27 protein-coding genes are annotated in these 23847 nt (G+C 69.6%); 15 read left to right on the forward strand and 12 right to left on the reverse strand.

The annotated features are described in order from the left end of the window. Positions 1-81: 81 nt before the first annotated feature. Entirely contained in the window at positions 82-1245 is a 1164-nt protein-coding gene (locus ACIA8G_RS24530) for a pyridoxal phosphate-dependent aminotransferase (protein WP_396420986.1), read from the reverse strand. 80 nt (positions 1246-1325) lie between these two features. Here ACIA8G_RS24530 and ACIA8G_RS24535 point away from each other — a divergent pair, with 80 nt between their 5' ends. Further along, positions 1326-2522: a DUF445 domain-containing protein gene (locus ACIA8G_RS24535; RefSeq protein WP_396421270.1), complete on the forward strand. Its 1197-nt coding sequence runs from the start codon at positions 1326-1328 to the stop codon at positions 2520-2522. Here ACIA8G_RS24535 and ACIA8G_RS24540 read toward each other — a convergent pair. After that, positions 2495-2992 carry a CGNR zinc finger domain-containing protein gene (locus ACIA8G_RS24540; RefSeq protein WP_396420987.1) on the reverse strand — a complete coding sequence of 166 codons (498 nt, stop codon included), beginning with the start codon at positions 2990-2992 and terminating at the stop codon, positions 2495-2497. The genes ACIA8G_RS24535 and ACIA8G_RS24540 overlap by 28 nt on opposite strands. A gap of 86 nt (positions 2993-3078) precedes the next feature. Between ACIA8G_RS24540 and ACIA8G_RS24545 the strand changes: the two genes are divergently transcribed. From ACIA8G_RS24545 to ACIA8G_RS24555, 3 genes are read left to right on the forward strand one after another with little or no spacing between them, the layout of a single operon-like run. Next, positions 3079-3603: a PadR family transcriptional regulator gene (locus ACIA8G_RS24545; protein ID WP_396420988.1), complete on the forward strand. Its 525-nt coding sequence runs from the start codon at positions 3079-3081 to the stop codon at positions 3601-3603. Continuing rightward, complete coding sequence (locus ACIA8G_RS24550) at positions 3600-4274, forward strand: ABC transporter ATP-binding protein (RefSeq protein ID WP_396420989.1); 675 nt, start codon at positions 3600-3602, stop codon at positions 4272-4274. The genes ACIA8G_RS24545 and ACIA8G_RS24550 overlap by 4 nt, the downstream gene beginning before the upstream one ends. Next, positions 4271-6508, forward strand: coding sequence for an ABC transporter permease (locus tag ACIA8G_RS24555; protein ID WP_396420990.1), 2238 nt, complete (start codon positions 4271-4273; stop codon positions 6506-6508). The genes ACIA8G_RS24550 and ACIA8G_RS24555 overlap by 4 nt, the downstream gene beginning before the upstream one ends. On the opposite strand, the gene ACIA8G_RS24560 is transcribed toward ACIA8G_RS24555, so the two are convergent. Continuing rightward, on the reverse strand, positions 6444-8462 hold the full coding sequence (locus ACIA8G_RS24560) for an NACHT domain-containing protein (protein ID WP_396420991.1): 2019 nt from the start codon (positions 8460-8462) through the stop codon (positions 6444-6446). The two genes, ACIA8G_RS24555 and ACIA8G_RS24560, sit on opposite strands and share 65 nt — an antisense overlap. Positions 8463-8532: 70 nt before the next feature. Next, entirely contained in the window at positions 8533-9600 is a 1068-nt protein-coding gene (locus ACIA8G_RS24565; RefSeq protein ID WP_396420992.1) for a methyltransferase domain-containing protein, read from the reverse strand. Between the two features lie 118 nt (positions 9601-9718). On the opposite strand from ACIA8G_RS24565, the gene ACIA8G_RS24570 reads away from it, so the two are divergent. From ACIA8G_RS24570 to ACIA8G_RS24590, 5 genes are all read left to right on the forward strand, one after another. Then, complete coding sequence (locus ACIA8G_RS24570; RefSeq protein WP_396420993.1) at positions 9719-10096, forward strand: helix-turn-helix domain-containing protein; 378 nt, start codon at positions 9719-9721, stop codon at positions 10094-10096. Positions 10097-10101: 5 nt separating this feature from the next. Beyond that, a complete protein-coding gene (locus ACIA8G_RS24575) occupies positions 10102-10767 on the forward strand; it encodes a hypothetical protein (RefSeq protein ID WP_396420994.1) in 666 nt (221 codons plus the stop codon). A 132-nt stretch (positions 10768-10899) separates the two neighbouring features. Continuing rightward, positions 10900-11172 (forward strand): DUF2516 family protein, encoded by a 273-nt coding sequence (locus ACIA8G_RS24580; RefSeq protein ID WP_396421271.1) that lies wholly within the window; start codon positions 10900-10902, stop codon positions 11170-11172. Continuing rightward, complete coding sequence (locus ACIA8G_RS24585; protein ID WP_396421272.1) at positions 11169-11825, forward strand: alpha/beta fold hydrolase; 657 nt, start codon at positions 11169-11171, stop codon at positions 11823-11825. Before ACIA8G_RS24580 ends, ACIA8G_RS24585 begins: the two co-directional genes overlap by 4 nt. 9 nt (positions 11826-11834) lie before the next feature. After that, positions 11835-12383: a type 1 glutamine amidotransferase domain-containing protein gene (locus ACIA8G_RS24590; RefSeq protein ID WP_396420996.1), complete on the forward strand. Its 549-nt coding sequence runs from the start codon at positions 11835-11837 to the stop codon at positions 12381-12383. 26 nt (positions 12384-12409) lie between these two features. Here the strand turns inward: ACIA8G_RS24590 and ACIA8G_RS24595 are convergent, their stop codons facing one another. Then, entirely contained in the window at positions 12410-13165 is a 756-nt protein-coding gene (locus ACIA8G_RS24595; protein WP_396420997.1) for a MerR family transcriptional regulator, read from the reverse strand. A gap of 203 nt (positions 13166-13368) precedes the next feature. Here ACIA8G_RS24595 and ACIA8G_RS24600 point away from each other — a divergent pair, with 203 nt between their 5' ends. Beyond that, positions 13369-13917, forward strand: a complete 549-nt coding sequence (locus ACIA8G_RS24600) for a YbaK/EbsC family protein (RefSeq protein ID WP_396420998.1) — start codon at positions 13369-13371, stop codon at positions 13915-13917. A 24-nt stretch (positions 13918-13941) separates the two neighbouring features. Here the strand turns inward: ACIA8G_RS24600 and ACIA8G_RS24605 are convergent, their stop codons facing one another. Next, positions 13942-15009 (reverse strand): LOG family protein, encoded by a 1068-nt coding sequence (locus tag ACIA8G_RS24605; RefSeq protein WP_396420999.1) that lies wholly within the window; start codon positions 15007-15009, stop codon positions 13942-13944. 127 nt (positions 15010-15136) lie between these two features. On the opposite strand from ACIA8G_RS24605, the gene ACIA8G_RS24610 reads away from it, so the two are divergent. The 3 genes from ACIA8G_RS24610 to ACIA8G_RS24620 are packed head-to-tail and all read left to right on the forward strand — an operon-like array spanning position 15137 to position 16990. After that, positions 15137-16111: an aminotransferase class III-fold pyridoxal phosphate-dependent enzyme gene (locus ACIA8G_RS24610; protein WP_396421000.1), complete on the forward strand. Its 975-nt coding sequence runs from the start codon at positions 15137-15139 to the stop codon at positions 16109-16111. 55 nt (positions 16112-16166) lie between these two features. Continuing rightward, positions 16167-16592, forward strand: a complete 426-nt coding sequence (locus ACIA8G_RS24615) for a hypothetical protein (protein ID WP_396421001.1) — start codon at positions 16167-16169, stop codon at positions 16590-16592. After that, on the forward strand, positions 16589-16990 hold the full coding sequence (locus tag ACIA8G_RS24620) for a hypothetical protein (RefSeq protein WP_396421002.1): 402 nt from the start codon (positions 16589-16591) through the stop codon (positions 16988-16990). The genes ACIA8G_RS24615 and ACIA8G_RS24620 overlap by 4 nt, the downstream gene beginning before the upstream one ends. Here the strand turns inward: ACIA8G_RS24620 and ACIA8G_RS24625 are convergent. The 5 genes from ACIA8G_RS24625 to ACIA8G_RS24645 are packed head-to-tail and all read right to left on the reverse strand — an operon-like array spanning position 16987 to position 20700. Next, the gene (locus tag ACIA8G_RS24625) at positions 16987-17757 is read right to left on the reverse strand and encodes a hypothetical protein (protein ID WP_396421003.1); all 771 of its coding nucleotides are present in this window, start codon (positions 17755-17757) and stop codon (positions 16987-16989) included. The two genes, ACIA8G_RS24620 and ACIA8G_RS24625, sit on opposite strands and share 4 nt — an antisense overlap. Positions 17758-17781: 24 nt before the next feature. Then, the gene (purU, locus tag ACIA8G_RS24630) at positions 17782-18657 is read right to left on the reverse strand and encodes a formyltetrahydrofolate deformylase (protein WP_396421004.1); all 876 of its coding nucleotides are present in this window, start codon (positions 18655-18657) and stop codon (positions 17782-17784) included. Positions 18658-18682: 25 nt separating this feature from the next. Then, positions 18683-19417, reverse strand: coding sequence for a maleylpyruvate isomerase family mycothiol-dependent enzyme (locus ACIA8G_RS24635; protein WP_396421005.1), 735 nt, complete (start codon positions 19415-19417; stop codon positions 18683-18685). 9 nt (positions 19418-19426) lie between these two features. Beyond that, positions 19427-20233, reverse strand: a complete 807-nt coding sequence (locus tag ACIA8G_RS24640; protein ID WP_396421006.1) for a class I SAM-dependent methyltransferase — start codon at positions 20231-20233, stop codon at positions 19427-19429. Further along, positions 20212-20700 (reverse strand): DUF2505 domain-containing protein, encoded by a 489-nt coding sequence (locus ACIA8G_RS24645; protein WP_396421007.1) that lies wholly within the window; start codon positions 20698-20700, stop codon positions 20212-20214. Before ACIA8G_RS24645 ends, ACIA8G_RS24640 begins: the two co-directional genes overlap by 22 nt. A gap of 16 nt (positions 20701-20716) precedes the next feature. Between ACIA8G_RS24645 and ACIA8G_RS24650 the strand changes: the two genes are divergently transcribed. Together ACIA8G_RS24650 and ACIA8G_RS24655 are read left to right on the forward strand one after the other, a co-directional pair. Then, entirely contained in the window at positions 20717-21799 is a 1083-nt protein-coding gene (locus ACIA8G_RS24650; protein ID WP_396421008.1) for a UDP-N-acetylmuramate dehydrogenase, read from the forward strand. Between the two features lie 77 nt (positions 21800-21876). Next, the gene (locus ACIA8G_RS24655; protein ID WP_396421009.1) at positions 21877-22881 is read left to right on the forward strand and encodes a hypothetical protein; all 1005 of its coding nucleotides are present in this window, start codon (positions 21877-21879) and stop codon (positions 22879-22881) included. A gap of 192 nt (positions 22882-23073) precedes the next feature. Here ACIA8G_RS24655 and ACIA8G_RS24660 read toward each other — a convergent pair whose 3' ends face one another. Next, on the reverse strand, positions 23074-23808 hold the full coding sequence (locus tag ACIA8G_RS24660) for an SDR family oxidoreductase (protein WP_396421010.1): 735 nt from the start codon (positions 23806-23808) through the stop codon (positions 23074-23076). Between the last annotated feature and the right edge of the window lie 39 nt (positions 23809-23847).

The following is a 23847-nucleotide window of genomic DNA, read 5'->3' on the forward strand; positions in this document are numbered from 1 at the left end:
GACAACTAGTGCCATGAGGGTGACCTTCATGGACCTCAGGTCCATGAAGGTCACCCTCATGGCAAACGCACCTCAGGCGAACTACAGTTTGTGGAGCCGCTCCACGGCCTCGTCGATCACCGAGTCCTGCTTGCAGAACGCGAACCGGATCAGGTGCTGCCAGTCCGCCGGGTGGTCGGTGAAGACCTGGACCGGCACGGCGGCGACACCGATGCGGGCGGGCAGGTCGCGGCACAGGGCCCAGCCGTCCGTGTAGCCGAGCGGGCGCACGTCGGCGCAGATGAAGTACGTGCCCTCCGAGGAACGCACCTCGAAACCGGCCGCACGCAGGCCCTCGGCCAGCCGGGCGCGCTTCGAGGCCAGCGAGTCGCGCAGGGACGCGACCCAGTCCAGTTCGGCGGTCAGCGCGTGCGCGACGGCGGGCTGGAACGGCGCCCCGCCGACGAAGGTCATGAACTGCTTGGCGGCACGGACGGCCGAAACGAGCTCAGCCGGCCCGCACACCCAGCCGATCTTCCAGCCGGTGCAGTTGAAGGTCTTGCCGGCGCCGGAGATCGACAACGTTCTGGAGGCCATGCCCGGCAACGACGCCAGGGGGATGTGCGTCCGCCCGTCGAACACCAGGTGCTCGTAGACCTCGTCGGTGATCGCGAGCAGGTCGTGCTCGACGCACAGCGCGGCAACGGCCTGCAGCTCTTCCAGCGTGAAGACCGTGCCGGTCGGGTTGTGCGGCGAGTTGATCAGAACCGCGCGCGTCCGCGGCGTGACGGCGGCACGCAGCGCGTCGACGTCCAGTGCCAACCGGCCGGAGGCGTCCTCGCGCAGGCCGACCGTGACACGGGTCGCGCCGGCCATGGCCACCGAAGCGGCGTAGGAGTCGTAGTACGGCTCGACCAGCAGCACCTCGTCGCCGGCCTCGACCAGCGCCATCAACGAGGCCGCGATGGCCTCGGTGGCGCCGACCGTCACCAGGACCTCGGTGTCCGGGTCGTAGGAGAGGCCGTACCGGGAGCGGTGGTGGGCGATCGCGTTGCGCAGGACCGGCATGCCCGGACCCGGCGGGTACTGGTTCACGCCGGAGGAGATCGCCGAACACGCGGCCTGGAGCATCGACTCCGGGCCGTCGGTGTCGGGGAAGCCCTGACCGAGGTTCACCGCGTCGTGCTGCACGGCCAGCGCCGTCATCTCCGCGAAGATCGTCGACGTGAACGGCTGCAAACGAGGGACTAGCGCTGGTACCCGCACAACGCAGGATCTTCACGGACAATGGGCCTGTGGAGCAACTGACCGTCGCTGACCAGCAAAAGCGCACTGAGCTGCGCCGGATGAAGCTCGTCGCGACGAGCTTCCTGATAGGCGCGACGGTCATCTTCTTCGCCACGCACGCGTTCGAAGGAGCCTGGGTCGGTTACGTCAGGGCCGCGGCCGAGGCGGGCATGGTCGGCGCGCTCGCGGACTGGTTCGCGGTCACCGCGCTGTTCAAGCGGCCGCTGGGCCTGCCGATCCCGCACACGGCGATCATCCCCACCCGCAAGAACATGTTCGGCAAGACGCTCGGCGACTTCGTGGGCGTGAACTTCCTGAGCCCCGAGATCGTCCAGGACAAGCTCCGACGCGCGGGCATCGCGGAGCGGGCCGGTGCCTGGATCAAGGAACCGGAGAACGCCGAGCGCCTCACCAACGAGCTCTCGAACGTCATCAAGGGCGCCATCACGGTCCTCAAGGACGACGAGGTCCAGGCGGTTCTCGAGCACGCGATCGTCAAGCGGGTGACCGAAAAGCCCTGGGGGCCGCCGCTGGGCAAGCTCCTCGGCCAGGTCCTCACCGACGGCGCGCACCACAAGCTCGTCGACCTGATGTGCGACCGGGCCTACGAGTGGGTGCGCGACAACTACGACAAGGTCAGCCTGATCGTCACGGACCGGGCGCCGACCTGGTCGCCCAAGTTCGTCGACGCGCTGCTCGGCGACAAGGTCTACGCCGAGCTGGTCAACTTCGCCTGGGCGGTCAAGACCGACGTCAACCACCCGATGCGCCTCGCCGTGGACCAGTTCCTGATCGAGTTCTCCGGCGACATGCAGACCGACCCGGTCACGATGCAGCGCGCCGAGCAGGTCAAGCAGCAGGTGATCACCCACCCGGACGTGCAGCGCCTGATCGAGTCCGCGTGGGGCACGGCGAAGAAGATGCTGATCGACGCCGCCGAGGACCCGTCCAGCGAACTCCGCAAGCGCGTCACCCAGGGGTTGATCACGCTCGGCACGAACCTCACCGACGACCCCGAGCTGCGCGCGAAGGTCGACGGCTGGCTGGAGCAGGCCGCCGGGTACGTGGTCGGCAACTACCGCGCGGAGATCACCACGCTCATCACGGACACGGTCGAGCGCTGGGACGCCGAGGAGACCTCGCGCAAGATCGAACTGCAGGTCGGCAGGGACCTGCAGTTCATCCGCATCAACGGCACGGTGGTCGGCGCGCTCGCCGGCCTGGTGATCTACACCGTGGCCAGCGTGCTGTTCTGAGGCGTGTTCTGGGCTCGCGTTCGTTTTCGGAACGTGCGGGCCTTCTCCCGGTTCCCGCACACCTGCATCGAGCACCACGTGCGCGAGCGGTTGCGGGACCTGTCGAAGAACGCGCGCAGGCAGTCGTCGGCCGGGCAGATCTTGAGCCGTTCCCACGACCCCAGCACCGCCAGCCGGGCCGACGAGGCGAGCACGGCACCCAGAGCATCGCTGCTCGCGAGCATCGGCACGCCGTCGGTCAGCTCGATGTGGACGACGCCTGCCGCCGTCTGCGGGCCTGACGACCCCTCGATGGACGAGCGCAGCGCTGCCCGCGCGGCGCGCGCCTGTGCGATTTCCCCGCTCCGCCCGAGGCCGCGTTCGGTCACCCACGCGCGCCAGGAGGCTTCACTGTCCAGTACGTGTCGAGTGTTCAGGAAGTCGAGCAGCAGCTCGACGTCGTGATCCCAGCCGACAGTCAGACCAGTCACCCCACCACTGTAGGCGCCACGGCCGGTGCTCGTCAGGGCATCTGATGAATACACCGGGTGTATACATAGTGTGTATAGTGCCTCTCATGTCGATCGGACACGCACTGTTGGGGCTGCTAGAGGGCGGTCCAAGGCACGGTTATGACCTCAAGCGCGCCTACGACGAGCGCTTCGGCCAGGACCGGCCCCTGCACTACGGACAGGTGTATTCGACCCTGTCGAGACTGCTGAAGAACGGCCTCGTGACCGAGGCGGGCGTGGAGTCGGGTGATGGCCCGGACCGCAAGCGGTACGCGATCACGGACGCCGGTGTCACTGATGTCGAGCGGTGGCTGGGCACTCCGGAGAAGCCGGAGCCGTACCTGCAGAACACCCTGTACGCGAAGGTCGTGCTGGCCCTGCTGTCCGGCCGCAGTGCCGCGGAGGTGCTCGACACGCAACGCGCCGCGCACCTCACCACGATGCGCGAACTCACCAAGCGCAAGACCGACGGCGATCTCGCCGACCAGCTCATCTGCGACTTCGCCCTGTTCCACCTCGAAGCCGACCTGCGGTGGCTCGAACTGACCGCGGCCCGCCTCGACAAACTCGCCGAGGAGGTGGCCCGATGAGCCTGTTGAGAGCCGAGGGCCTGCACAAGTCGTTCGGGAAGACCCACGCGCTCGACGGGGCGGGCATCTCGATCCGCGAGGGCGAGGTCGTCGCGATCATGGGCCCGTCCGGGTCGGGCAAGTCCACCCTGCTGCACTGCCTCGCGGGCATCCTGCCGCCGGACGCCGGCACGGTCACCTATCGGGACCGCGAGCTGACCTCGATGAACGACGGCGCTCGCAGCGAACTGCGGCGCACCGAGTTCGGGTTCGTCTTCCAGTTCGGCCAGCTGGTGCCGGAGCTGACCTGCCTGGAGAACGTCGCGCTGCCGTTGAGGCTGAGCGGGATGAAGCGCAAGGACGCCGAACGGGCCGCGAACGAGTGGATGGCCCGGCTGGAGGTCGACATGGTCGCCGACCAACGGCCCGGGGAGACCTCCGGTGGCCAGGGGCAACGGGTCGCGGTGGCCCGCGCGCTGGTCACGTCGCCGAAGGTGATCTTCGCCGACGAACCGACCGGTGCGCTCGACTCGCTCAACGGCGAGCGGGTGATGCACCTGCTCACGACCGCGGCCCGCGAAACCGGTGCGGCGGTAGTGCTGGTCACGCACGAGCCGCGGGTCGCCGCCTACTCCGACCGCGAGGTCGTGGTTCGTGACGGTCGTTCGCGGGACGTGGAGTTCGTCAGGTGAACCGCGTGCTCAGCGATCTCGCCCTGGGAGTCCGGCTGGCCGTCGGGGGCAGCCGGAAGTCCTGGGTGAGGCTCGCGCTCCAAGGCGCCGGCATCGGGATGTGCGTGGCGGTGCTGCTGCTCGCGGCCTCGCTGCCGACCACCTTCGGCAACCGCGACCTGCGCACGGCCGCCCGCGAGGCCGTGACGGAGGGCTCCGGTCCCGCGCCGCTGCTGCTGGAGAACGGGGCGGTGGCGTACCGCTCGGACTACGTCCGCGGCTCCTACGTGCGCGTGCTCGCGCAGGACGCGCCCAAGCCGCCCGGCGTGGACAGGCTGCCGGCCGACGGCGAGATCATCGTGTCGCCACGGCTCGCGGCCCTGCTGGCGAGCCAGGAGGGCGAACTGCTGCGGCCGAGGTTCCCGCAGAAGGTCATCGGCACGTTCGCGCAGGCGGGCATGGACGGTCCGCAGGATCTGCGGTTCCTCGCGGGCGACGCGAAGATCGCACCGAGCGAGACCAACCAGGTCCACGCGTTCGGGCAGACGGGTCGTGGCGGAGGACTGCCGACGATCCTGCTGATGCTCAGCGTCGTCGCCGCGGTCGTGCTGCTGTTCCCGGTGCTGGTGTTCATCAGCGTCGCGACCAGGCTCGCCGCGGCCCAGCGCGACCGCAGGCTGGCGGCGTTGCGGCTGGTCGGGGCCGGTGCGACGCGGGTGCGGCTGATCGCGTCCGGTGAGGCGCTGGCCGGTGCGCTGGCCGGGCTCGTGATCGGCTTCGGGCTGATGTTCGCGGTCCGGCCGCTCGCCGACGACATTCCGCTGCCCGAGGTCGCGTCCTTCCCGAGCGACCTCACGCCGACGTTGCCGCTGACCCTCACGGTCGTGCTCGCGGTGCCGGTGCTGGCCGTGCTGACCTCGGTGTTCGCCATGCGCCGGACGATCATCGAACCGCTCGGCGTGGTGCGCGAGCAGAAGCCCGTCAGGCGCAGGCTCTGGTGGCGGGTCGTGCCCGCGCTGGCCGGCGCGGCGTTGCTGGCGAGCCAGTTCGGCAAGCTCGGCGCCCAGTCGAAGCCCGACCAGTGGCCGATCATCGCCGGTGTGGTGCTGTTGATGTTCGCCATCCCGGTGTTGCTGCCGTGGCTGGTCGAACGGGTCGTGCACCGGATGAGCGGCGCCACGCCCGCGTTGCAGCTGGCCGTGCGCCGGTTGCAGCTCGACGCGGGTACGGCGGCGCGGGTCGTGGGCGGCGTGGCGGTGGTGCTCGCCGGAACCGTGACGCTGCAGGTGATCCTCGCGGGCGTCGAGCACGAGATCCGGGCCGAGCAGAAGGTGCAGATGGGCGACCGGCACCTCAACGTCACCGTGAACGAAACGGTCAAGCTCCCGGAGTTGCCAGAAGTCCTGGCCAAGACCCATGGCGTTGTGGGTGTGCACTCCCTGTTGCGCACCTACGGGCAGACGTCCGACCGCAGGTACGGCACCGTTTCCATCGGTTCGTGCGCCGCGCTCAAGTCCACGGCCACCGTCCCGAACTGTGAGGACGGCAAGGCCTACTTCGTGCCGTTGGGGAACGGTGCCGACGAGCTCAAGGCAGGCGACTCGCTCAAGCTTCGCGAGACCGGCGCCACCTGGACGGTGCCGCCGCTGGAGGTCACGACGGGCACCAGCAGCGGCCTGTTCGTCACGCCGGCCGCCGCCAAGGGCATCGATCTCACCAGAGCGTCCGTCGAGCTGAAGGTCGAGCTCGACCAGTCCGTGCCGGACGTCGCCGAGCACGTGCGCAACGCCATCGCGCCCTACTCGTGGCGGGTCTTCACCTACTACAGCGGCCAGGACGCCTCGGCCGAGATCGAGCAGGTCTTCGGGGTCGTGCGCAAGGCGTTGTACGCGGCCGCGCTGCTCACGTTGCTGCTCGCCGGGGCATCGCTGCTGGTCGTGGGTCTGGAGCAGGTGCGGGAACGACGTCGGCCGCTCGCCGCGATGGCGGCCAGCGGGGTGCCCCGCCGCACGCTCGCCGGGTCCCTGGTGTGGCAGAACGCGATCCCGCTGGTGATCTCCACGGTGGTGTCGGTGGGCACCGGAATCCTGCTCGGTGTGCTGGTCACGCGGGTGTTCGACGCCGAGGTGGCCTACGACTGGGCTGGCATCGGGGTCGTCACCGGTATCTCGGTCGGGCTGGTCGTGCTGGTCACTGCTCTGACGTTGCCTTCGCTGAGAAGGGCGACCGGAGCACTTGGGCTGCGGACCGAGTAGTCACCTCGTGCTCTGCCAGGCGGTCCTGCACCAGTCCGTGCCGGAACTGGTAGCAGGCTCCCGCCCGGCAGAGCACGCCCAGCTTGCGTGAGTCTTCGAGGAACACCATCAGTTCCCACGGCAGCTTCCCGCGCGTGGCGAGCCAGATGCGCGCGACGGTGAACCACCACCACCGCAGGTGCAGCACGGCCAGCGCGAACCCGAGCATCAGCCCGGAGGCCAGGCCCAGCCCGACCATTCCGGTCTGGCCGGGGCCGAACACCAGTGCCGCCGCCGAGCCGAACACCACGGCCAGCACGAGAGATCCGGTCCACACCGCGATCCGGTCGCGCGACATCGTCCACTGAGGACTGGAGGCCTGGGAGAGCTCGGCCGAGCTCGACAGCGCGAACCGCAGCGCCACCGCCACCGCGATGCCGAGACCGACCACCAGACCGGCGGAAAGTCCGTACAGCGCACCGAAGACGAGTCCGGCGGCGAGTCCGAGCACGCCGGGGACGAGCAGCAGGCTGCGCCAGATTCCCAGGCGCGGCTTGGCTTTGCGTTCCTGCGACGCGGTCAGCGCGGCCGCGCCGACGGCGATGCCCGCTACCAGGCCGGTGATCGGGGCGAGCGACGGCGTGATCGAGTACGCCATCAGCCAGCCGACCCCGAACCCGCCGATCGCGCCCAGCACCAGTGCACCGAGCACGGCGAGCCAGGTGTTGCCGACCGAACGGCGCAGCTCCCACCAGGCCAGCTCGCGGATGTCCCGGTCGCGCATCTCGTGCGCGAGGAACTCGAGCCACCGGCGGGCCCGGTCACGTGGCCAGACCTGCGTCGTCTTCGCGTGGTGCGCGGCCGCCCTGTTGCCGAACGCCCGCGACACCAGCTCGTCGCACAGGTGGTCGGAGATGGCTCGCGCGTCCGGGAATCGGCCGCGGTCCAGCAGTTCGGTGGGCTCGGCCTCGGAGTCCGCGTAGACCATGCTGGCCAGCCACATCGTCAGCGGCGTGCACAACGCGTCCGCGAGCCGGCCGTCCGGTTCCTCGCGCAGGTGGATGAACACAGGCTCCCACCGCGCCGCGCTCACCGTGTCCGCGCTGGCCCGCAGGTAGGCGGCGACCTCCTCCAGGTCGAGCGGGGTCAGTTCGACGACGTCCGCGCCCGGCACGGGGCCGGCGAGGTGCACGGCCTGCTCGAACTCGGCCGTGCGGCAGGTCAGCACCAGCGGCCGGCTCGCCGGGAATGCCTTCGCGATCCGCGTCAGCGCGTCCGCGCGCTGGTGACCGGGGATGTCGTCGAGCCCGTCCAGCACGGGCAGCACCTTGTGCTGCTCGACCAGCAGATCAGCGGCGTAGCTGCCGTACAGCTCGGTGTTGCGCAACGCCGGATGGTCCTCGTACAGCCTGCGCGTCAGCCATGTGCGGATGTCCTCGACCGCCGGGTTCCACGTCGAGAGCGGCAGCAGGACCGGCACCATCCCGCCGTCGTAGCGGTCCAGCAGGCCGCACGTCAGCAGCATCGCGACCGTCGTCTTGCCGGTCCCGGCCTCGCCGATGACCACCATCCTGCGGTTGATCTGCCGTTCGAACGCGCCCACCACCGCGTCGCTGCGTCCCGGCGGAGCGTCCGGCTCGTCGCTCACGTCCAGCTCCGACGCGGTCCAGTGCAGGTCCAGCACGTCCGGGTCGGTGAGGCCGCGCGAGCGCACCTCCTCGTTCCACTGCGCCTGCAGGCCGACGGCGAGCGCCCGGCACGCCGCGTCCAGGTGCTCGTCCGTGCTCAGCTCGGCGTTGTGCCTGCGCCGCACCCACGGGTCGAGTAAAGCCAGGAGGCCCAGGAACGCCAGCGCGAGAACGATCAGCCACACGTGCGGGTTGATGCCGTGGTCGGTCACGAACAGACCGGCCGCGGTGAGCAACGCGGTCAGCACGCAACCGGCCAGCAATGCCTGCTGGCGGAATCTGGACATGCGCGCATCATGACGCACCGCATCCGCCCGGTGTCGATTCAGTGACTCGTGTCGTGACGTTCGTTGTCGATCACAGCGGCCACCTCAGGTCGTCGAGTGTCAGGAACTGGCCGTCGGGCCCCACCGTGAGCCCGAACTGGTGCCGGCGGGGCTTGCCCAGATCGCGCCATTCGACGATGGCCTGCTCGGCGAGGTCCCACAGGCGCCGCGGCCCGCCCTGGTCGACGTGCGAGCCGTGGTGGTGCACCCAGGAACCGTCCGGGTGGGCCAGCCAGTTGTGCCCGCCGACCACCTCCGGCAGCGCGATGCCCGCGAAGAACTCGAACGGGCTGGCCGCGTTGCCCACGGTGTCCAGCGACAACGTGGTGGCGCGGCGTTCGTACTCGCCGGCACCGGCGAGCATGGGCGGTGTGGCGTGGGCGCGCATCGGCATGAAGCGGCCGTCCTCGACGAGCACCTGGCCCTCGCCCGTGCCGTCACCGTTCGACACGATCCGGACGAGGCCCGCGCCGATCGGCCGGTGCAGGGTGGTGACGACGAGGCCGCCGGGTCTCGTCTGCTCCAGCCAGGCGGGTGGGATCCTCGAGACGGAACAGGTGGCGAGCAGACGGTCGTACGGCGCACGCCCCGGATGGCCGAGTGCGCCGTCGCCCGTGACGCACGTCGGGGTGAACCCGTTGCGGTGTAGGTGTTCTCTCGCCCGTTGCGAGATGTTCGGATCGATGTCGACCGTGGTCACGTTCGCCGAACCCACGGCGTGGCAAAGTAGAGCAGCGTTGTAGCCGGTGCCGGTACCGACCTCGAGGACCGTCTGTCCGTTGTGGACTTCCAGGGCCTCCAGCATGATCGCCATGATCGTGGGCATGCTCGACGAACAGGTCGGTGTGCCGCCGGTCACCGTGTCGTCGCCGTCGAACTGGGTAACCCACACCCGATCGGCGTAGACGAGTCTCAGCCAATCCGGGTGCTCTGCGGTGACGTGCTCCCAGTCACCGTTGTGCAGCTGACGGTAGAACCGCGGCAGGAACTCGTGCCGTGGTACCGCCCGGAAAGCCTTGAGCCACTTGGAATCGCGCAGCACACCGTCACCGAGCAGCTGGTCCACCAGCTCGGCGCGCAAGGCCCCGGCGTCGTCCATGTCACCCACAACGGTATCCCTGTGGCGGAGCACACGCAGCGATTGCTAGCAGGGTGCTTGCAAGAGCTAGCACTCCTCGCTAACGTAGTTGGTGGCACGAGGAACGGGAGCGGGAACAGTGGACAAGTCCATCGACAAAGCAGTCGCGGACCTCGGCCGCAACATCGGTGAGTACATCCGCGAGCAACGCAACACCGCCAAGATCTCCTTGCGGGAACTGGCAAAGCAGGCGGGTGTCTCCAACCCGTACCTCAGCCAGATCGAGCGAGGACTGCGCAAGCCATCTGCGGAGATCCTTCAACAGATCGCCAAAGGGCTGCGCATCTCGGCCGAAGTGCTTTACGTCGAGGCCGGGATCCTCCAGCAACGCGAAGGCGGTGCGTTGGCGGACGCCATCGTCGCCGCGACCGATCTGAGCGAGCGGCAGAAGCAGGTGCTGCTCGACGTTTACGAATCTTTCCGGCGGGAGAACACCGCCAAGAACAAGGAGGACTGATCTCCATGCCGAAGCTCACCCAGGACGACGTTCGCAAGGCCGCCGAGCAGGGCGCCCACGCCGCACGCCAGGCGCTGCTCGCCGCGCTCGGTGCCGGTGACCTCGCCGCGAAGGCCGTGGTCGAGGCCCTGAACAAGGCCAAGGACCGCGCCGAAGAGGCCCGCACCCAGGCCCAGGACATCCCGACCGAGCTCAAGGACCTGCGCGACAAGCTGCAGCCGGCCGAGCTCAAGAAGCTGGTCGACGCCTACACCGCCTCCGCGGTGAACCTGTACACCTACCTCGCCGACCAGGGCGAGCAGACGCTGGAGCAGATCAAGGCCCAGCCGCAGGTCAAGCAGGCCGTCGAGCAGGTCGAGCAGGCCGTCGAGGCCGCGCAGAAGCGCGCCGAGTCCGCTGCCGCCGACGCCCGCGAGCTGGCCGACGACGTGCTCGGCAAGGTCACCCGCCGCACCCGTTCGGTCGGCGAGAAGGTCGCCCACGCGGTCGACAAGGGCAGCGAGAAGCTGGCCGCCGAGATCACCGAGGCCGGTGACGAGGTCGCGCACGAGGTGCGCAGCACCGCCCGCAAGACCGCGAACCGCACCGCGCCGCGCAAGCCGGCCACCACGACCCGCAGCACCACCGCGGCCAAGAAGCCGGCGACGACCACGACGAACACCACCAAGTGAGTCGCTGAACGTCTCTGAAAGTCACTGAGAGGGGAGCGCCCGAGAGGGCTGCTCCCCTCTTCGTGTACCGGCACGTAGTCTGGGTGGGTGTTCGATCTGCCGATCTTCAGCCTCTGGTACCTCGACACCGTCGTGTACTTCTTCGCTGACCTCGCGTTCAGCATCATCGGGCTGTTCGCGTTCTTCCACGCGCTGGCTCAGCGCGTGGATGCGTACACCGCGGCCGAACGCATGACCAAGCCCGCCTGGCTGGGCATCACGGGAGGTGGGGCGGCGGCATTGCTGCTGTTCAAGCCGTACAGCTTCGGCTCGATCTTCTGGCTGGCCGGCCTCGTCGCGATCCTCGTGTACATGGTCGACGTCCGACCGAAACTGATCGAGGTGCAGCGCGGCCCCCGTTGGTGATCACGCACGCCTACGGCACCGGTTCGCCGGTGACGCTGGTCGCCCACGGCCTCGGCGCCACTCCCGGCGAGGCGCGGATCCCGGCCTCCGGGCTGCCCGGCACCCGCGTCGTCGTCACGCTGCCGTCGCACGGTGACGCGCCTGACGCCCCGCCTGGGTACTGGGACTACGGCCGGATCGCCGCGGATCTGGGTTCGGTACCGGCGGACTTCGCGCTCGGGGTGTCCCTCGGCGCCGGAGCGCTGGTCCGCCTGCTCTCCCTCGAACCTGATCGATTTCGCCGGGTGGCGCTGCTCCTGCCTGCCGTTCTGGACCAGCCGCGCCCGCCGATCACTCTGCAGCAGCTGTCCGACCTGACCGTGGGACCGCCGATCTACGTCGCCGAACGAAGAGCCGCGCTGACCAGGCTGGCGGCGGCCGCCGAGCAACTGCCCGGCCAGGTCGCGGTGGCCGACGCGGCGCTGCTGGCGTCCGTGGAGATCCCCGTGCTGGTCATCGGCGCTGTGGGCGATCCGCTGCACCCCGAGGACGTGGCCAAGGCGACAGCCGCGGCGTTCCCCAACGGCGAGCTGTGGCTGATCGACTCGCCCACGCCGATGATCACGCACCGCACCGAGCTGCGGCACAGGTTGGCCGAGTTCTTCGCCGGGTAGCCGAAGAGCATGGCTGAAAAGAAGAAGATCGCATTCCTCGTCGACACGGAAGGCATCGAGCAGGTCGAGCTCACGGACCCGTGGGCGCACGTCGAGAAGGCGGGCGGGGTACCGCGGCTGCTCGCGCCGAAGCTCGGCCGGGTGCGTGGGTTCAACCACCTCACGCCTGCTGACAGCTTCTCCGTCGACGTGACCTATGCCGACGCCTCGGCCGACGACTACGACGGTGCGGTCATCCCGGGCGGCGTGGCCAACGCGGACTTCCTGCGCATGGACGAGGACGCCGTCGAACTGGTGAAGGCCCTGGTGGAGGCCAGCAAGCCGATCGCGGCGATCTGCCACGGGCCGTGGTTGCTGGTCGAGGCGGGCGTGGTGCGCGGCAAGATGCTGACCTCGTTCCCCAGCCTGCAGACCGACATCCGCAACGCGGGCGGTGACTGGGCGGACCAGGAGGTGCGGGTCTGCGACATGAACGGGTGGACGCTCGTGACGTCCCGGACCCCCGACGACCTCCCGGAGTTCAACCGCGAGGCTTTGAAGGCCTTCGGACTCGAGTGAATCGGGGTCTGCAGCCCCCGATCCACCTACAGACGCGTCTGCGCGTAGTGCGCCATCGCGTTACGAACCCACTGGGCCATGTTGTCGCCGTCGACCTCGAAGTTCACCCGGAACTCCGGTGAGTCCACGTAGAGGTCGCCGAGGCCGGTGTAGGACTCCCGGTTGGGCGTCCAGCTCCGGCAGATCCAGCGGTAGTGGCGGTCGATCAGCTCCTGTGTCTGCGGAGCGTCGATCGCCGTGCCCGCGGTGAACAGGACACCGAGCTCACGCGCGATCTCCTGCCACTCGTTCATGAACTGGTCCGCGTCAGCACGCGTCCAGCCCTTCAGGTTCCGCCTGCTCTCGGCGAGGTGCTCCTTCACGCCCTCGCCGTAGCGCTCGACCAGCTCGGCCTCGTAGCGCTCCTGCTTCGACGCGTCGAAGCCGTCGAACAGCTCTTCCATCTTCACTTCGTCCCCTCCTTCCAGTTCGGCAATGGTGCGCGCGACGGTGCCGGCCAGCCGGTCCAGCCGCTCCTTCTCGCCCTGCAGCCACCGGTGGTGGTTGCGCAGGACGGTCAGCTGGTCCGAGCCGCTCAGCAGCTCCGCCACCACGTCGAGGCCCAGGCCGAGGTCGCGCAGCAGCAGGATCTGCTGCAGGCGATGCACCTGTTCCTTCTCGTAGTAGCGGTAGCCGTTGTCACCGATCCAGGCCGGTGGCAGCAGGCCGATCGAGTCGTAGTGCCGCAGCGTCCTGGACGTCACCTTCGACATCCGGGCCACCTGGGCGATCGACCAGGCCATTTCGGTTCCCCCCTCGCGCTGTACTTCGAAGGTAAGGGTTGACGTAGCGTCAAGGTCAAACCGAGTTTGGCAGGATGGTCGCGAAGTCGCGCCGGTCGTCCGGTCACCCCTTCGTCGCGATTCGGCGGAGCCCAATCGCGACGAAGCGGTGGCCGGATGGCCGGCTACCAGGCGACTTCGCCGGAGTCTGCGGAGCAGCGACAATGGACACCGTGTGGACCATCGCTGGATCGTTGGAAGCCGTCCCCGTGCTCTCCCGCCTCGACCTGCTGGCCGACCCGGTAGCCGCAGCGGTGAAGGCACTCCCGGACCCCGAACGCCTGGCCGTCGCCGAGATCGACCCCACCCTGGCGGACACCGCCGAGTTCTGCGCGCACTACGGCTCGCCACTCGAAGCCTCCGCGAACTGCGTCGTCGTCGCGGGCAAACGTGGCGGAGAGCTGCGTTATGCGGCCTGCCTGGTGATGGCGACCATGCGCGCGGACGTCAACGGTGTGATCAGGCGCAGGCTCGACGCGCGCAAGGCGTCGTTCGCGCCGATGGACGACGCCGTGTCGTTGACCGGCATGGAGTACGGCGGCATCACCCCGATCGGCCTGCCCGCGGACTGGCCGATCCTGCTGTCGCCCGAGGTGGCCGCCGCGCCGGAGCTGGTGATCGGCAGCGGCATCCGGGGCAGCAAGATCCTGGTGCCCGGTGACGTGCTGGCGAAACTGCCCGGCGCCGAGATCCTCGAGGACCTCGCCCGCTGACGGCGACCCACACCACCCGGTGAGCTAGGCCTGGTACTTCACCAGCAGCTCGACCGCCTCGTCGATCTCATCGGTGACGAGGATCCACTGCTCCGCCTCCCGGCCCGCCGCGAGCTTCTGCACCAGCGGCGCGGCCGGGACCTCGTCGGTCCAGAACGCCCTGCCCAGGAACACCATGGGAGCGGCTGGGCCGACGCTGGCGTAGTAGTTCTGCGTGAAGTCCTGGAAGACCTCCTGGACCGTGCCCGCCTTGCCCGGCGTGTAGACGATTCCGCCGGTCGCGACGGTCAGCAGGCCTTCCTCGCGCACCGAGTTCGCGAAGTACTTCGCGTGCAGTTCGCAGGCCGGGTTGGGCGGCTCGTGGCCGTAGAACCAGGTGGGGATGCCGATCGTGCGCGGCGTCTCGAACCTGCGCACCTCCGGGAACGCCGCCAGCCACCGGCCGATCGACTCGTCGTCGTGGCCGAACGTGGGGGCCTTCCCGATCATTTCGAGGACGTCCGTGTCGACCTCACCGAGCCGGACGCCCAGCGGGACCGCCTCCATCGCGCCGGGGCCGCCGCCGGTCAGGACCGTGAAGCCGGCTCTGCCGAGCGCGGCACCGAGCTCGACGGCGTTGCGGTAGCCGGCGCTGTCCCTGGCCAGGGCGTGGCCGCCCATCACCGCGATCGGCGAGCCGGTCAGCGTCTCGTCGAGGGCCTCGGTGATCGAGTGGTCGTGCAGACGCTCGGCCAGCGCGTGCAGCGGGTCCGGGTGGTGTCCCTGCTGCTTGCTGTGCCGGTAGATCTCCGCGTCGGGGGTGTTGGCGTACGACTTCGGGTCGGCCGGGTCGAAGCCCGCGAACAGCTCCGCGGGTGTGTACAGCCGGGAGCGGTAGACCTCGTAGGGCAGGTCGGGGATCACCGGGAAGATCAACGCGCCCGCGGCCTCTGCCCGGCGCTGCATGGTCTCGCTGAGGGTGCAGCCGAGCAGCAGCGCGCCGTCGAGCGGGACCCGCACGTCCTCGCGAGTGAGGTCGAGTCCGATGATGACGGCTTTGCGCAGGTCAGACTCTGCCCGCAGCTGATCCAGGTCGATGATTTCGGTCCGCACGAAAGAAAGCCTATGCCTGCCGCGAACCAACGCGCCGTGGAATCCGAATGAGTTAGTGGGAACTGGGGTCCGCTCGTCGTCCCGCCGAGCGGCCACGGGCCGCGCTGCCCAGGAAAGGTTCCCCGCAATGGCTACCGAACAGCTGACCGGTTGCGCCGCCCGAGGCGCCCGAGTGGTAGATCCCCACCGCGTCGAGTACCTGGACTGCGGTGGATACGGAGTCCCCCTGCTCGGCCACGCCCACCCGGCCGTCGTGCAGGCCGTGGTCGGCCAGGTGCGCCGGCCGTCGCTGCTGGACCGTCTGATGCTCGACCTGGTCACGCCGAACGGCCTCGACCACATCCACACCTTCCCGTCGGCCTCGGAGGCCGCTCAGTTCGCCGTGGCGCTCGCACAGGCCAACGGCCGCCCACGCGTGCTGACCACGGGCGCCGTCCCGTACGGCGGCATCGAGTCGTTACGTGCCGTCCTGGCGGCCGGTCCACCGGCCTGCGTCATGGTCGAACCCGTCCGCGGCATCTCCGTCCCGCCCACCGGCTACCTGCGCGCGGTCGCCCAGGTGTGCCGCGACCACGGCGCCCTGCTGGTCGTCGACGAGACCCGGACCGGCCTCGGCCGCCTCGGCGTGTGGTGGGGCGTCGACCTCGACGGAGTGACCCCGGACATCCTGCTGGTCGGAGAGGGTCTCTCCGGCGGCGTGCTCCCGATCGCCGCGGTCGTGGCCACGGCCGACGTCGAGGTACCGCTGTGGCGCGGCCACGATGCTGTGTCGCCACTCGCCTCCGCCGCCGTGAACGCGTGCCTGCGCGTCACGGCCTCCGAAGGCCTGGTGGAACGCGCCTCGCTGCTCGGCGACGAACTGCTCCTGGGCCTGCGTGCCGCGGTCGCCGGGAAGGCCTACGCGTCCGGCCGCGGCCTCCTGCTCGGCGTCGAGCTGCCGGACCAGCGCGCCGCCGACATCTTCACGGGCGAGCTCCTGCGGGCGCGGGTGCTCGCCGACTTCCGCGGCCGGACGGTGAGCTTCACGCCTCCAGCCGTCATGTCGGCCGCGGACGCCGGGTGGTTGATCGAGGCCGTGGGCAGGGCCGCGGCCAAGATCTGACCCAGGCCCGGCAGGCGCCGCGCGCCCCTGCGAAGATTCCCCGCGGGGGTGCGCGGTGCTCAGACTCATTCCGCTCCTCGCGCTGCTGCTGACCGGCTGCAGCGCGCTGGAGGGCTTCGACCCGGAGATCAACGCGGTCGGCCGGCAAACGGTCGCCGACTGGAAACAGCGCTCGGACGTGGTCGCGGCGCAGTTCGAGTACAAGCACGGCCTCGACGCCGGCGGCAGCCTGAAGCTGGAGGTCATGCTGAAGGCCGAGGACAGCGACGACTCGAAGATCAACGAGCTCGTCGAGCTCGTCGAGCGCAACTGCTGGCGCACCTGGAAGTCGTGCAACGCGAGCTACACCATGTACACGACCGCCGACCCGCCCTACGCGGACGTTCAGGGCTCGGGCAAGCCGGTGCGCGAGGGCCGCGTCACGCTCACGGGCGAGATGGAATCCAGGTACGGCCCGCGTCCGACGAGGCCGGCCAAATGAAGCGACTGGCATTGATCGCCCTGCTCGCCCTCACGGCGTGCGGCACCGGCGACGACACGGTCGAAGCCCTCGGCAACCGCATCGAGGCCGACCTCAAGGCCCTGGACGGCGTGTCGGACGTGGTCGTGCAGTACCGGTCCGACCTCGACAACCGGCAACGCCTCACCGTCACCGCCACGACCCGCAACCAGCCCATCGCCGACCAGGCGCTGGAGATCGTGAAGCGCGACTACTGGACCGGCACCGGGCGCAGGGTCGACTTCAGCGTCCGGTTCGGCAACCCGACCGGGGTCGAACTGCGCAAGTCCGACGTGACGTTCAAGCTCGGCGACGTCGTGGAGATGGAACGCAAGTACGGCAAGCGCTCCGAGGCCGGCGAACTGGATCCTGGCCGCTAGGACGTCGTCTTGTTCCACACGAGGACGTCGAGGCTGAGGCTCTCGTACGTCCTCTCGCGCACCTTGATCCGCGCGTGGTGGCCCTCAGAGGTCTTCACACAGAACCAGTTGCCAGCCACGAGCTTGTTCGAACCGTATTCGGGGTGGTAGCCGGCGTGGACACAATCCTCCTGGGACGGCTCTTTGTCGACGAACGCGAGGTCCTTTCCGGCGTGGAGGGTCCCGTATCGGTAGTAGATGTCTTCTGTTGCCGTCGTCTCGGCGGTGGTCGGCACAGAGATCCAGGCGGCCGCAGTCGAATCGAGGTCGAGGCTGTAGTCGTTGGTGAGCGCCATCGGCTTGTTGCCGGCCGTCTCTCGACGGACGTCCGGGGACGACGCTGGAGGCAGGGAGACCGACGGTTTCGTGCTCGGCGCAGGGGGAGTCGTCGCACCGGTCGGTGAGCTCGGGGTTGTGCTGTTCGGCTGGCTTGAAGTGGTCGAGCCGGAAGCCTGTCCCGGCGTGTCAGGGAAGGACCGGACGGCCCCAACCGTGAGCGCCACCGTCCCCAGCACGATCCCCACAACGGCCAGCAGCACCATCGTGTCGACCGGCTTGCCGAACTTCAGCACCACCTGGCCCACCCCGAGCAGCAGCGCCACCGAGCCCAGCACCAGCCACAGCACCGACGCCGATCCGGCCAGCACCGTCACGACCGCCGAGACGTCGGCGACCAGGCTGATCGGCAGCAGCCACTGCCACCCGCGATTGCTCTCGTTCTCCGACACCGTCACCCCCCAGTGGCTTGGACGCTAGAAAATCACCGTCTGGTTCCCGTGCACCAGCACCCGATCCTCGAGATGCCACCGCAACCCGCGCGCCAGCACCACCTTCTCGATGTCACGCCCCTTGCGCACCATGTCGGCGACCGAGTCCCCGTGCTGCACCCGCAGCACGTCCTGCTCGATGATCGGCCCGGCGTCGAGGTCCGCGGTCACGTAGTGGCACGTGGCGCCGACCAGCTTCACGCCGCGGCGGTGCGCCTGGTGGTACGGGCGGGCGCCGATGAACGACGGGAGGAAGCTGTGGTGGATGTTGATCGTGCGGCCGGCCCAGGCCGCGCACAGCTCCGGCGGCAGGATCTGCATGAAGCGGGCCAGCACCACGGCGTGCGGGTCGTGCTTGTCGACCAGCTGGCGCAGCTGGGCGAAGGCTGCCTGCTTGCCCTCCGGGTCGTTGACCGGGAACGGCACGTGGTGGAACGGGATGCCGTGCGCGCGGGTGATGTCACCGAGTTCCGGGTGGTTGCCGACGACGGCGGACACCTCGACGTCGAGCTCGCCGGTCGCGACCCGGGCCAGCAGGTCGTAGAGGCAGTGGCCTTCCTTCGACACCAGGATGACCACGCGCTTGCGGGAACCCGTGTCGGTCACCGTCCACGTCGACTGCGCGCCCAGCGAGGCGGCCACGTCGGCGAAGCGGGTGCGCAGTTCGTCCACGCCGAACGGCAGGGAGTCCGCGCGGACCTCCTGGCGCGTGAAGAACCAGCTCGTCTCGGGGTCGGTGTGGTACGCGGCCTCGACGATCCAGCCGCCGTTGTCCGCGAGGAACGACGAGATCCTCGCGATGATGCCGGTGCGGTCCGGGCAGCCGAAGGTGATCACATAGCGACGCTCAGGCGATGACACGCCGCGAGAGTATTCCCTGCGGCGTTCAGGGCCTGCGCAGTCCGTCCAACAGCGCCCGGTTGCCGGAGACGATTGCGTGGCTCGGACGGCCCCACACGGCGCGATAGATGGCATCCGCCGTGCCTGCGACGGTGGCGTCTTCGTCCACGGCCGCGTCACGCGCCGGACCCACGTGAACGGGCTCGCCCGGCGTCAGCCGCACCTCCCAGGTCCGGCCCGCGTCGGCCGCGTGGAACAGGATCGTGCCGCTCACGTCGACCGGCACGCGCTTCACGGCGCGGGGCATCAGCCGGGAGAAGTACTCGTCGACGCCGTCGGCCGCGAACTCCGGCGACCACAGCAGCGACGGCACGTCACCCAGGGCGTGCAGCGCGTCGAGGTGGTGGATCGAGGTTTCGTGCGCCTGCCGCTGTGCCCAGAACGAAGCCACGTTCTCGCCGCTGAACGTCCACACTGGAGCGTCCGGGTCGGTCGTGCGGAGCCGGTCCAGCAGCAGTGCCAGCTTGCCGTCCCACCACGTCAGCAGGTCTTCCCACTTCGCGGGACCACCGGCCGCCGGCATCTCCTCCGGCCGCGGCGGACGCGCGCTCGGCGGCGTCACCAGGGCTTCCGCCGCCCAGGCGTGGATGCTCGACTGGTGCCAGACCAGGTCGTGCACGGTCCACTCGGGACAGGTTGGCACCGGTGCCTCCGGACCCGCCGTGACAGCGGCGGCACGCAACCCCGAAGCCTGCTTCTCGATCTCCGCGACGAAGTCCACAACACGACCCTACGGCGCTACGGCAGCCCATTCGAGCGAGATTTCCCCCAGCCGCCACCGCCGCCGGTCGTCCACCACCGGCCAGCCGCGCTCGACCAGCAACCTGGCCGCCTCCACCCACCGGGCGCGCGGTCCGAAGGGGGCGAACGGGGCCGCGGTCGCCCAGCAGGCGTCCAGCTCGGCCAGCAACGCGTGCACGCGCTCACCCGGCACGTTCTTGTGGATCAGCGCCTTGGGCAGCCGCTCGGCGAGATCGGACGGCACCTCGATGCCGGACGGCTTGCACGCCAGCGTGAACGTCTGGGGCCCGTCCGAGGTCAAGGTCACCCACGTGCAACGGCGGCCGATCTCGTCGCACGTGCCCTCGACGATCAGCCCGCCGGGAGCCATCCGGGACAGCATCGTGTCCCACGCCTCGAACGCCTGCTCCTCGGTGTACTGGCGCAGCACGTTGAACGCGCGCAACAGCACCGGTCGTGCACCGGCCAGCTCGAAGCCACCACGCCGGAAGTCCAGGAGCGGAGGTGAGGCGACGGCCTTGCCCGCGTCGACGCGTTCCTGGTCGATCTCCAGCCCGAGCACGCGCACGTCCGGTCGCACGACCCGCAACCGGGCGGCCATCTCCACGGTGGTGATCGGCGTCGCGCCGTATCCGAGGTCGACGACCAGCGGATCAACGGCGTCCAGCAGGAACGAGCGCAGCGTCCCGGTCATCCACCGGTCGACCCGGCGCAGGCGGTTCGGGTTGGTCGTGCCGCGGGTCGGAACACCGAGCGCACGCGCCCGGCCGGCCGCTAGCCGCGGTTTGCGAGCCATTGCGAGGTGAACTCGCTCTCCTTGTCGAGCAGCACGATCACCTGCTCGGCGATCACCTTCTCGAGCTTCCCGCCCATCAGCGGGATGCTGACCTTGACCTCCCCCGTGAGGGTGACCTTCGAGCCGGAACCGTTGTCCGTGATGGTGAACGCGCCGTCCAGCCGGCCCGGCACGCCGCCCAGCGTGACCTCGACCGTGCCCGCGCCCGCCGCCCAGTTCTCGACGCGCTGGATCACGAGGTCGCCGCCCAGCAGCGACTTGGCCATCGAGGGCAGGTGCTCCGCGGGCACGCCCTGCTTGAGCTGGTAGGACGTCCGCTCGCCCGATGTGGTGAACGACACGAGCTCGGCGTTGTTGCCGCCGATCTCGGCCAGCCGGTCCCGCAGATAGGTCTCGTCGACCATCGCGCCGAAGACCTTCTCCGCCGAATGGGGTGACGTGGTGTGGTGCTCGATGCGGCGTGCCATGTCGCGGAGGCTACCGTTGACGCCTGTGACCACCACGCAGTCCGTACCTCTGGCCGAGCGCACCACGCTCCGACTCGGTGGCCCGGCCGCGCGGTTCGTCCACGCCACGACCGCAGCTGAGCTGGTCGAAGCCGTGCGAACAGCCGACGCCACCGCCGACGAGAAGGTCCTCCTGCTCGGCGGCGGATCGAACCTCGTGATCTCCGACGGCGGCTTCGACGGCACCGTCGTGCACGTCGCCACCAAGGGCTTCCGGCTCGACCCGCTGGGCGGCGGCATCGTCCAGTTCACCGTCGAGGCGGGCGAGGAGTGGGACGCGGTCGTCGGCGAGGCGGTCGCGCAGGGGCTCGGCGGCCTCGAGTGCCTGTCCGGCATCCCCGGCCTCAACGGCGCCACGCCGGTGCAGAACGTCGGCGCGTACGGCGTCGAGATCTCCCAGGTGCTGCAGTCGGTGGATCTTCTCGACCGGCGCAGCGGCAAGGTGCACCAGGTGCCGGCCGCCAAGCTCGGCCTCGACTACCGCACCAGCGTGCTGAAGAACACCGACCACGCGGTCGTGCTGCGCACCCGGTTCTCGCTGACCGCGGGCGGCATGTCCGCGCCGATCCGCTACGCCGAGCTGGCGCGCGTTCTCGGTGTGGCGCAAGGTGATCGCGTGCCCGCCGACGAGGCCCGCAAGGCCGTGCTGGAGCTGCGCCGCGGCAAGGGCATGGTGCTCGACGCCACCGACCACGACACGTGGAGCGCCGGCTCGTTCTTCACGAACCCGATCATCGACGAGTCCACGTTCACCGGCGTGCTGATCAGGATCTCCGAACGCCTCGGCGCCGACGTCACCGTGCCGACCTACCCGGCGGGGCCCGGCCTGAGGAAGCTCTCCGCCGCGTGGCTGATCGAGCGGGCCGGCTTCCGAAAGGGCCACCAGGGCCCCGGCGGCCGGGTGTCGTTGTCCAGCAAGCACACGCTGGCGCTCACCAACCGCGGCGGCGCCTCCACCGAGGACCTCCTCGACCTGGCGCGCGAGGTGCGCGACGGGGTGCGGACGGCGTTCGGCGTGGAACTGCACCCGGAACCGGTCTTCGTAGGCGTTCAGCTGTAAGGCCGTTCGGGTGACTCCATGTGACCAACCCGCTACCTGGCGTGTTTCATGGAAACAAGGGTGGAACGGAGGTCGCTATGGGCTACCTCGACGACAACGTGCGAGCGGTCATCCGGCCGGTCAAGCGCATGGTGGAGGACGAGTTCCTGTCCCGGCCGGGCGTGATCGGCGTCGACATCGGCGAGAAGTACACCGGTGGGCGCCCGACCGGCCAGGCCGCGATCGTGGTCTACGTGTGCGCCAAGGGGCCCGACCACCCGCAGCAGATCCCGCCAGAGGTCGGCGGCGTGCCGACCGACGTGGTCGCGGAGACGATCGTGCTGCACCGGGCCAGGGTCTCGCGCACCGATGACGAGCACCCCCTTGTGGCGGAACGGCATCCGGTCCTGCGCGGCGGTGTCGGCATCGGCCCGGCCAGGTCGTTCCGGGTCGTGCCGCCGGAGGTGGAGAAGGCGGGCGAGTACGTGATCGCCGGCACGCTGGGCGCGTTCGTGACGACCCTCGACCAGCCCAGGAAGGTCTTGGGGCTCACCGCGTTCCACGTCGGCTGCGTCGACGACTCGTGGTCGGTGGGCGACGAGTTCGTGCATCCGTCCAGAGTGGACGGTGGGATCGTGGGTGCGGACATGGTGGCGGTGCTGGACCGGGCCGCGCTGGCCGGTTCGGTGTGCGCCGCGGGCCTGCGGATGGGCGCCCGGCCGTTCCGCGCCGAGGTGCTCGACATCGGCGCGCTGACCGGGACCGCGCGGGCCGTCACCGGTTCGACGGTCCGCAAGTACGGCCGCACAACGGGTCTGACCCACGGGATGGTCAGGTCTGCCGACGCGACGCTGCGGCTGGACTTCGGCGACGGCATCGGCGTGCGGACGTTGCGCGACCAGATCCGGGTGGACTCGGCCGAGCGCTTCGGTGACCACGGCGACTCGGGCGCGGTGCTCGTCGACGCCGACAACCGCGTGGTGGGCCTGTACGTCGCCGGGACAGGCCCGACGGGGTTCGCGAACCCCATCGAGCCCGTCCTGCGTCAACTGGACGCGGAACTGATCACTCCCGGTGTCCCTGAGTCAAGAAGGGCTCATTAGCCGTCACGGCGGCACCCTGCCCAGGGTCCGCGCACCCCGGAAGTGACTGCGGGATGCCGCACTCGTCCGCGGACGCGTGCGGCGCGACGGCGATCGCCAGTGCCGCGGCAGCCGCAGCGGCGATCGCAAAATTCTTGATCATGCATTCCCCCAACGTGATCGTGCGGAGCCCCCATGCCCCGCAAGATCAGGTTAGAGGCTTCGGTCCGCCCGCGTCGCGGAAGCCTGGGCCCTGGGCTTGAGCACGATCGTGTCCAGGTTCACGTGCGACGGCCGGGTGACCGCGAACGAGATCACGTCCGCCACGTCGTCGGCCGTGAGCGGCGTGATGCCCTGGTAGACCTTGGCCGCGCGGTCGGCGTCCCCGCCGAACCGGTTGACCGAGAAGTCGGTCTCGACCATGCCCGGCAGGATCTCGGTGATCCGCACCGGCTGACCCAGCAGTTCGCCCCTGAGCGTGCGGTGGAGCGCCGATTGCGCGTGCTTGGCGCTCGTGTACCCGGAACCGTTGTCATAGGCCTCGTACGCCGCGATGGACGTCACGGACACGATGTGCCCGTCGCCGGACTCGATCAGCTTCGGGATGAACGCCTTGGTGACGAGCAGGGTGCCGAGGACGTTCGCCTCCCACATCCAGCGCCACTCCTCCGGATCACCCTCGGCCACGGTCGAGAGCCCGCGCGCACCACCCGCGTTGTTCACGAGGACGTTCGCCTGGGGTACCCCCTCGGCGAAGGCGGCGACGGAGGCGGCGTCCGTGACGTCCAGCTCGATCGCGGTCCCGTCGATCTCCTTCGCGATAACGTGGAGACGATCCAGACGACGTGCACCGAGCACGACGTGGAAGCCCTCGGCGGACAACCGCCGCGCGGTGGCCTCGCCGATGCCCGCGCTTGCTCCGGTCACAACTGCGACAGGTCGATTCACGACTGTGATCGTAGGCTGCCGAGCGGGGTGTGACTGACG

The sequence above is a fragment of the Lentzea sp. NPDC051213 genome (assembly GCF_044455585.1).
In the GTDB taxonomy this organism is placed as follows: domain Bacteria; phylum Actinomycetota; class Actinomycetes; order Mycobacteriales; family Pseudonocardiaceae; genus Lentzea.